Source organism: Butyricicoccus sp., from assembly GCF_050872565.1.
Taxonomy (GTDB): Bacteria; Bacillota; Clostridia; order Oscillospirales; family Butyricicoccaceae; genus Butyricicoccus_A.
On the sequence record NZ_JBNMHC010000091.1, the window covers coordinates 1 to 7,196 of the forward strand.

Annotated in this window: 7 protein-coding genes and 1 tRNA gene; all 8 read left to right on the forward strand. The window is 47.4% G+C overall.

What is annotated here, in order from left to right; translation table 11 throughout:
- A partial coding sequence (locus tag ACR0P9_RS05370; RefSeq protein ID WP_432618042.1) for an NYN domain-containing protein occupies positions 1 to 934 on the forward strand: 934 nt, incomplete at its 5' end.
- A gap of 129 nt (positions 935 to 1,063) precedes the next feature.
- Positions 1,064 to 1,139: transfer RNA gene (locus tag ACR0P9_RS05375), tRNA-Val, on the forward strand.
- Between the two features lie 127 nt (positions 1,140 to 1,266).
- Positions 1,267 to 1,719 carry a GNAT family N-acetyltransferase gene (locus ACR0P9_RS05380; protein ID WP_432618044.1) on the forward strand — a complete coding sequence of 151 codons (453 nt, stop codon included), beginning with the start codon at positions 1,267 to 1,269 and terminating at the stop codon, positions 1,717 to 1,719.
- Between the two features lie 95 nt (positions 1,720 to 1,814).
- Positions 1,815 to 2,582, forward strand: a complete 768-nt coding sequence (locus tag ACR0P9_RS05385; RefSeq protein ID WP_432618046.1) for a zinc ribbon domain-containing protein — start codon at positions 1,815 to 1,817, stop codon at positions 2,580 to 2,582.
- Between the two features lie 195 nt (positions 2,583 to 2,777).
- On the forward strand, positions 2,778 to 4,049 hold the full coding sequence (hisD, locus tag ACR0P9_RS05390) for a histidinol dehydrogenase (RefSeq protein ID WP_432618048.1): 1,272 nt from the start codon (positions 2,778 to 2,780) through the stop codon (positions 4,047 to 4,049).
- 240 nt (positions 4,050 to 4,289) lie between these two features.
- Complete coding sequence (locus tag ACR0P9_RS05395; RefSeq protein WP_432618050.1) at positions 4,290 to 5,054, forward strand: DeoR/GlpR family DNA-binding transcription regulator; 765 nt, start codon at positions 4,290 to 4,292, stop codon at positions 5,052 to 5,054.
- Positions 5,051 to 5,956 (forward strand): 1-phosphofructokinase, encoded by a 906-nt coding sequence (gene pfkB, locus ACR0P9_RS05400; RefSeq protein WP_432618052.1) that lies wholly within the window; start codon positions 5,051 to 5,053, stop codon positions 5,954 to 5,956. Before ACR0P9_RS05395 ends, pfkB begins: the two co-directional genes overlap by 4 nt.
- Positions 5,957 to 5,993: 37 nt before the next feature.
- The coding region (locus tag ACR0P9_RS05405) for a fructose PTS transporter subunit IIA (protein WP_432618054.1) at positions 5,994 to 7,196 on the forward strand (1,203 nt) is incomplete at its 3' end.

Here is a 7,196-nt window from a genome sequence, read left to right on the forward strand (position 1 = left end):
CCCACCGGAGACCGATGGTACTTATTCGATTTTGACAGGCACAGCGCCGGTCTCTTCCATGCGGGATTATCCAATGGAGGTCATTGCCTACACGCGCGGCACGGGGCGAATTTCGCTGACGGTGGACGGCTATCGTCCATGCCATGAGGCGGAACAAGTCATAGAACGCATAGGGTATCAACCAGAGGCAGATTTGGAACACACGCCGGACTCTGTCTTTTGCTCGCACGGCGCAGGCTATCCGGTCAAATGGAACGAAGTGGAGCAGCATATGCATTTGCCGCTGACCTACCAGACGCCCAAACAGGAAAAAACGGAAGAACAGGTGATTTCTCGTCCAGTCAGAGCTTCGTACAGCAGCTCGGCAGAATTAGATAAGGAACTCAAGAAGATTTTTGAACGTACGTATGGTGCGATTCAGCCGAGAGCGTTCCGCTCACACAAAGCAATGCGATATGACCAGCCGCGGGAAGTGCTGCGTCAGCTGGAACCGGCGCGGGATTATCTGCTGGTAGACGGCTACAATATTATTTTCTCCTGGGACGATTTAAATGAAATTGCCAAGGATAATATGGATGCCGCGCGGCAGGTGCTCATGGATATGCTGTGCAATTATCAAGCGTATCGCCGCTGTGAAGTGATTTTGGTGTTCGATGCTTATCGCGTGCCGGGACGTGCTGGTATGATTGACAGCTATCATAATATCCATGTAGTTTACACCAAAGAAGCGGAAACGGCGGATATGTTTATTGAAAAAGTATCGTATGAAATCAGCGGACGGCGCAATGTGCGCGTTGCAACGTCGGATGGCGTCGAGCAGATCATTATTTTCTCGCATGGTGCACAGCGCGTTTCTGCACGTGCATTCCGAGAGGAAATGGATCAGATCAGCCGGCAGATTGCCGATGCCATTCAGCGGCAAAATCAGCGATAAACAGACGAAAAACAAGGGAGAAGGAGACTTCTCTCTTGTTTTTGAAAAAAACATAAAAATAGTGTTGACAAAGTGCGTGAGAGTGTGTATAATAAATATCGTTCTCAAGAGAGAACAGAAAACCAGCTTGGAAGTTTAGCTCAGCTGGGAGAGCATCTGCCTTACAAGCAGAGGGTCACAGGTTCGAGCCCTGTAACTTCCACCACGAAAAGCACTCCATTCGGAGTGCTTTTTTGTTTGTTTAAAAGAGCTAGTTCTGACATATAGGGGTAGTCTTTCGATTGGCGGTATGGTATACTCGGCTCAATAGATCGGAAATGGGAGTGGAAAGAATGAACTATCGGATGGCAGCAATTTCTGATTGTGAAGCATTGACTGACCTTAGAATGCAGATGAGGAAAGAACTTGATGCTGGTTTTGACCGAGAGTTAATTTACACAGAAACGTTGGACTTTTTCAAACGCAACCTAAAAAGCGGAGCACACATTGCTTTTGTCTGTGAACATGACGGCCAGTTGATTGCAACCGTGGGAATCACACTATTTGAAATGATGCCAACGACAAAACACCCGAATGGCAAAGTGGCAAGACTTATGAATATGTATGTTGAACCTTTTTATCGACATAAGGGAATTGCAAAAGAGCTGTTGAACTGTGTGATGACGTATGCCAAAAAACATCAGATTGGAAAGGTCATGCTGAACCCGTCTCAGATGGGAAAACCTTTATACGTGAATTATGGCTTTCAGTTGTTGCTGGATGAATATGTTTTTTATCTGGACTGATTTTTCAAACATGAGACGAAAAAAGACGCAACAGCGAGTTGCTTGTCTCAAAAGCGGCTTCCGATTATACTATATAATACAAGGAGGTGCTTTCTATGAACACTAAAGAAGTACTATATAAACTTCGCGTAAGAAACGGCATGTCGCAGGATGCGCTTGCGGAAAAAGTATTTGTTACCAGACAGGCGGTTTCGCGCTGGGAAAACGGAGAGACCATTCCAAATACAGAGACATTAAAATTGCTGTCCGAATTATTTGATGTTTCTATCAACACACTTTTGGGTTCGCCAAGACAATTGATTTGTCAATGCTGCGGGATGCCCATAGAAGATGATTCCATTATCGGCAGAAATCAAGACGGTACCTTAAATGAGGATTACTGCAGATGGTGTTATGCCGACGGAACATATACGTATCATGATATGGATGATTTGATTGACGTTTGTGTCAAAAACATGAAAAACGAAACATGTACCGAGAGACAGGCACGTGAATATTTACAGGCGTTGCTTCCGACACTGGATTATTGGAAACACTATGATGCTCTCAGTGACAACGGACAATTTGAGGCATTCAAGAAACAGCTGATACAGGAAATCAATCAGCTTCACATAGAGGGCTTGCCGACAGTCGAAAATTTACATGCACTGGTAGGAAAACAGGTCAATCTTGAGTATCTATTGCCGAATGGACAATCGGTGAAATTTTTGGATGACCGCAAGACCTATCTCGGCAATCAGCTTCCCTGTGAATTCGGCGGAGAACGATGTTTCGGTGTGATTGCCAGCTTAGATTTCCTGCTTGTATGCACGTATGAAAAAGACGGAGGCAATCCGGAATTGGTACTGTATAAGAAGAGATAAGATGTTAGAAATACGAATAACAGACGCAAAAAAGCACGCATTCCAGCGTGCTTTTTTGTGCAATCGTTTAATTTTGCGCGAATGATAGGAAAAGTTTCATACGGATACTTTTTTTTTCGCTTGGAATCGTCTATAATAAAGATACTTTGATGTATAAAAGTATCTTTGACATACAATTCAGGAGGAATTCCTACTATGAAGATTTTAAAGCAGGCAGAGAAAAAGACCTATCAGAGAGATGCTGCGCTGACGCATACTGTCATGGACATTATTGAAAATGTGCAGATCAACGGTGACAAGGCACTCATTGAGTATGCGGCGAAGTTTGACCATATGGATATTGACACCGTGCGCATTTCTCCGGAGCAGGTCAAGGCTGCCTATGAGCAGGTGGATGAGGAGACGATTGAGACCATTCGTTTCGCAGCAGGCCAGATTCGCTTCTTTGCAGAGAAGCAGCGCGAGTGTCTGAAGGATCTGAATATTCCGAGTCGTGTAGAGGGCGTGGAGATTGGTCATCGAATGATTCCGGTGGATCGCTGTGGCTGCTATGTACCGGCTGGTCGTCATCCGCTGCCAAGCTCTGCTTTGATGGGCATTGTGACAGCAAAGGCTGCCGGTGTCAAGGAAGTCTGCGCTTGTTCTCCGGCATATGCTGGCTACGGCACGATTCATCCGGCTGTTCTGGTTGCTATGGATATTGCCGGTGCAGATGAAATCTACTGCATGGGCGGCGCACAGGCAGTTGCCGCGTTTGCTTACGGCACCGAGAGCATGAAGAAGGTTGATTTGATTGTTGGCCCGGGCAATAAGTTCGTGACCGAGGCAAAGCGTCAGGTGCTGGGTGATGTCGGCATTGATAGCCTTGCTGGTCCGAGCGAAGTGTTGATTGTCGCAGATCACACCGCAGATCCGGAATTCTTGGCGATTGATTTGCTGGCACAGGCAGAACATGACCCGAATTCTAAGGCAATTCTTGTCTGCACCGATCAGGCAACGATTGACGCAACGATGCAGGAGATGGATCGCCTGATTACCACGCTGAATACAGAAGATGTTTGCCGTCAGTCTTGGAAGGACAATGGTGCAATTTACTTGGCAGATTCTATGCAGGAAGCCATTGATTTGGCTAATGAGATTGCACCGGAGCATCTGGAGATCGAGACGGACAATGAGCGGGAAGTTGCGCAGCAGATGCGCCATTACGGCTCTCTGTTTGTTGGACACTACGCACCGGTTGCCTTCGGTGACTTTGTCTCCGGTCCGAATCATACCCTGCCAACGATGGGAACGGCGAGATATTCCAACGGCGTTTGGGTTGGCACCTTTATCAAGACTCCGTTCCATCAGTTTGTCAGCAAGCAGGGCTGCCTGAATCTGGCGCAGCCGACGATGAACTTTGCAAATATCGAAGGTCTTCCGGCACATCGCGATTCGGTTCGCCTGCGTGTGGAGAGATTGAAGTAAATCAAAGAATATCAAAAGGTGGGGGCACAGCTGTGCTCCCGCTTTTTTTGTACATAGAGATAACGGCTTTTGTGCAATTTTTTTGAAATGATTTTGTTAAAATTGTTAAAAATATGACTATAACTATGGAAAAAAGTTCAAATTCTCAAAGTTGGTCAAAAAGTTGCACAAAAATGATTGATAATGATTGAAATTGAATGTAAAAATTGTTATAATTGATGCCATAGAGAGGGAATTGACATGATCGCTGAAACTAGACACCAGATGATTTTGGATATTTTGCATAAACAGAGATCCGCCAGTGTGCAGGAGTTGTCCGAACAGCTTCACATCAGTGAATCAACGATTCGGCGGGATCTGATTGTTTTGGATCGTCAGGGAAAGCTGACAAAGGTATACGGAGGCGCCATGGCAATGCACATGGAACCATCATACGACCCGTATGAACCGGATATGGACACAAAAGAGGTTCTGTTTGTAGAAGAAAAGAAGCGCATGGGACAATATGCCGCATCGCTGATTCGAGCAGATGATTTTGTGTATATTGATGCCGGAACCAGCACCATCCATTTGGTCAATGCCATCAGCGGCGAGGCAAAAAAAGCGGTATATGTTACCAATGGCCTGCTGCACACACGCATTCTGGCACGAAAGGGATGCATGGTTTATGTTCCGGCAGGACGCGTCAAACCTCGTACCGAAGCCATTGTAGGCACCGCAGTTCTCAACAGCCTGCGTCGGTATAATTTTACCAAAGCATTTATGGGAGCCAACGGCATTTCCATCGAGCGCGGCTTTATGACGCCGACCATCGAGGAAGCCGAGTTGAAAGCGGCGGCGATTCAGTCATCGTTTGAAAGCTGGTTCCTTGCAGATGAGAGTAAGTTCAACAAAATTTGTGCCGCAGGGATTTGCGATTTGGCACAGGCGGGTATCATTACAAACCGACTGCCGGATGTCAGCTATGCGGAGAAGACCTTGGTGAAGGAGATTGACAGAGAATGATTTACACTGTGACCTTTAATCCGGCTATTGACTATGTGGTTCATTTACATGGTCCGCTCAAGCAGGAAGGCATCAATAGAAATGCTTCGGAAGAATATCAGTTCGGCGGCAAGGGCATCAATGTTTCCAATGTGCTGCGCACCTTGGGGATTGAGTCGAAGGCCTTGGGCTTTGTCGCTGGATTTACCGGAGAAGGACTGGAAAAAGGATTGCAGGCGAGTGGTCTGTGCACAGATTTCATTCATGTCTCTGAAGGCATGACTCGCATCAATGTCAAAGTAAAGGCAGAGCAGGAAGCGGAAATCAACGGCATTGGCCCGAATATTACCGCAGAGGATATGAAACAGCTGTATGACAAGCTGGATCAGATTCAGGCTGGCGATACGCTGGTGCTGTCCGGTTCCATCCCATCGTGTCTGGCCAGCGATACCTATGAGAAGATCATGGCGCATCTGGCAGACAAGGACATTCGCATTGTCGTGGATGCCACGCGTGACTTGCTCGTCAATGTGCTCAAGTATCATCCGTTCCTCATCAAGCCGAACAATCATGAACTGGGTGAAATTTTCAACACGGTTCTCAAGACAGACGAAGAAATTGCCGATTGTGCAAGAAAATTGCAGGAAATGGGCGGCAGAAATATTCTGGTCTCTATGGCAGGAGACGGTGCGCTGCTGCTGGATGAGACCGGCGAAGTGCATCGCATTGGCTGCCCGAAGGGCAAGGTACAGAACAGTGTAGGCGCTGGCGATTCGATGGTAGCAGGCTTCTTGGCTGGCTATCTCACCAAGCAGGATTACAGCTATGCACTCAAGCTCGGCACAGCTGCTGGCAGTGCTACTGCGTTCTCTATTGGTCTGGCAGAGAAAAAGGACATCGAACAGCTGCTTCAAACGCTGTAAGATAGAAAAAAATAAGCAAGAGAAAGAGGGCGAGTATATGAAACTGATTGAATTGTTTAGCCGAGATGCCACAGCATTGGATGTCAAAGCGAAAGACAAGGATGCTGTCATCAATAAGTTGGTAGATCTTCAGTTTACTCACGGCAATATCACAGATAAAGAGGCCTATAAAAAGGCTATTTATGCACGAGAGGCCGAATTCTCTACGTATGTTGGCGAAGGGATTGCCGTTCCGCACGCAAAGACGGAAGTCGTTACTGCGCCGAGCTTGGCAGTAGTACGACTGACAGAACCTATTCAGTACAACGAAGATGACGATGATAAGAGCAAGCTCTTTTTCATGATTGCAGCGCCGATGAACGGCAATCTGCATGTAGATATGCTGGCGCGTATGATGAGCCTGCTGGCAAATGAAGACTTTGTAGCAAAGCTGAATGCGGCAAAAACGCCACAGGAATTTCTCGATTTGATTGCAAAAGAAGAGGAACAGAACTTCGGAGATGAGAGCTTCACCGAAGAAGAAGTTCCCCAGACGGGATACCGTATTTTGTGTGTCACCGCGTGCCCGACCGGCATTGCACACACCTATATGGCAGCGGAAAATCTGCAAAAAGCAGGCGCTGCAATGGGCATCCCGACAAAGGTAGAAACCAACGGCTCCGGCGGCGTAAAAAATGCGCTGACCGCGGACGAAATCGCAAAATGTGACGGCATTATTATTGCCGCAGATAAAAATGTAGAAATGGCTCGTTTTGACGGCAAACCGGTGGTCATTACCCGTGTTGCCGATGGCATTCATAAGCCGGAAGAGCTGATTAACAAGATTGTGAACGGCGAAGCGCCGATTTATCACGCGACGGGCGGCGCACCAGCTGCTGCTCCAAATGAATCCGCAGGAAGTGCGATTTATAAGCACTTGATGAATGGCGTATCGCATATGCTGCCGTTCGTTGTCGGCGGCGGTATTATGATCGCGCTGGCATTCCTGCTCGATGATTACTCAATTGACCCTTCCAATTTTGGCATGAACACCCCGCTGGCTGCGTTCTTCAAGACAGTTGGTAATGCAGCCTTCGGATTCATGCTTCCGATTCTCGCTGGATTCATTGCCATGTCCATTGCGGATCGTCCGGGCTTAGCGGTTGGCTTTGCAGGCGGCGTGCTCGCTATGAATGGCACATCGTTTACCGGCTTAATGAATGGAGAGACGACCGGCGTATCCGGCGGTTTCTTGGCGGCA